At 71.2% G+C, this 1598-nt stretch carries 2 protein-coding genes; one reads left to right on the top strand and one right to left on the bottom strand.

Going from position 1 to position 1598, the window contains the following annotated elements; genetic code table 11:
• A partial coding sequence (locus HR086_RS46735; RefSeq protein WP_174468898.1) for a metal-dependent hydrolase occupies window positions 1–249 on the bottom strand: 249 nt, incomplete at its 3' end.
• 87 nt (window positions 250–336) lie between these two features.
• Here HR086_RS46735 and HR086_RS46730 point away from each other — a divergent pair.
• On the top strand, window positions 337–1581 hold the full coding sequence (locus HR086_RS46730; RefSeq protein WP_174468897.1) for an adenylate/guanylate cyclase domain-containing protein: 1245 nt from the start codon (window positions 337–339) through the stop codon (window positions 1579–1581).
• Window positions 1582–1598 lie beyond the last annotated feature (17 nt).

Here is a 1598-nt window from a genome sequence, read left to right as displayed (position 1 = left end):
CGCCCACTTCGCCACCCCCGCCACCGCGAGCGCCACCGCCGCCGCGAAGACGAACGAGTGCGACGCGCCCCGGTGTCCCCACGGCGCCGCATAGGGAATGCGGAAGACGAAGGCCACCACGTCCGCGTCCGGCAGCAGGGCCAGCATCGAGAAGAGTGCCATGGAGGCAACCAGGCGACGGGTCGACCCACCGTTCGCCTCATACCGCCCCAGGGCCATGCCCACCGCCACGTGACCGATGCTCGCCATGATTTCCTGGGGCGGAAGATACCGCACCTGGGCCTCATGGCTCGCACGCGGGTGGCTCCCTGGAGGGTGGTGGTAGCGTGCGACCTCATGCGGGTGCTTTCCCATGTCGAGGATACGCTCGCGCGACGCCTGGAAGGGTGGCGCGCGCAGGTGGGCGAGTGGCTCAACCGGGTCCGCGCGGCGGGCACGGCGAGCTGGCTGGTGATGACGTGGCAGTTCGAGTGGCGCACGCCGCTCGGGGTGCTCGCCGCGTACCTGGCGCTGGCGGTGGTGCTGTGGGCCGGCGCGCGCCGCTTTCCCCGCCTGGGGCGGCGCCCGGCGCTCGGGCTCGTCTTCCTGGACATGCCCGCCGTCTTCGCCCTCCAGTCGCTGGCCATCGGCACGGCGAACAACGACAACGCGGTGCCCACCGCGCTCTTGACGCTGGGCGTGTACATCGTGCTGGTGGTGCTCGTGTCGCTGGTGACGCTGTCGCGCGTCATCGTCGTGCTGGCCACGGTGGTGGCCATCGGCCTGGAGAAGATGCTGGTGTTCCAGGCCCAGGTGGAGTGGCAGGCGTTCCTGCCGGGCATGGTGCTGGTGCTGGCGCTGGGCGCGCTCGCGGCGGCCTTCATCAGCCGGCAGGTGCTGGGGCTGGTGACGCAGGTGGCGCAAGAGGAGGTGCGGCTGGAGCGGCTGGGCCGCTACTTCTCCCCCGAGGTCGCCCGACAGATTGCCCAGCACGGCACCGAGGCGGGAGGCGGCGAGCACCGCGAGGTGACGCTGCTGTTCTCCGACATCCGAGGCTTCACCTCCATGTCCGAGCGCATGGACAGCCCTCAAGTCGTCGCGCTGCTCAACGAGTACCTGTCGCGCATGGTGGACGTGGTGTTCCGCCATGGAGGGACGCTCGACAAGTTCATCGGTGACGGCATCCTCGCGTACTTCGGCGCGCCGCTGGATTTGCCGGGGCACCCGAAGGCCGCGGTGGCGTGTGGGCTGGCCATGCTGGAGGCGCTGGAGACGCTCAACGCGGAGCGCGTGGCGCGCGGTGAGGAGCCGCTGCGAATCGGCATCGGCATCCACACGGGGCGCGTGGTGGTGGGGGACGTGGGCAGCGCGCAGCGGCGCGAGTACACGGTGATTGGCGACGCGGTGAACCTGGCCAGCCGCATCGAAGGGCTCACGAAGAAGGTGGGCGTGGCCATGCTGGTGTCGGAGGCCACGCGCCACTTCTGCCAGGACGATGCGTCCCTGCGCTTCGAGCCCGCGGCGCCCCTGCCCGTCGCGGGCAAGGCCGAGCCCGTGGCCACCTTCGTCCCGGGCAAGCAGGCGCTGCGCGAGGTGGGCTGAGCGGACGGGGGCCGGGC

It is taken from the genome of Myxococcus sp. CA039A (assembly GCF_013336645.1).
Taxonomy (GTDB): Bacteria; Myxococcota; Myxococcia; order Myxococcales; family Myxococcaceae; genus Myxococcus; species Myxococcus llanfairpwllgwyngyllgogerychwyrndrobwllllantysiliogogogochensis.
The sequence above is the reverse complement of the archived record's forward strand: the minus strand, read 5'-3'. Positions and strand labels throughout refer to the sequence as shown.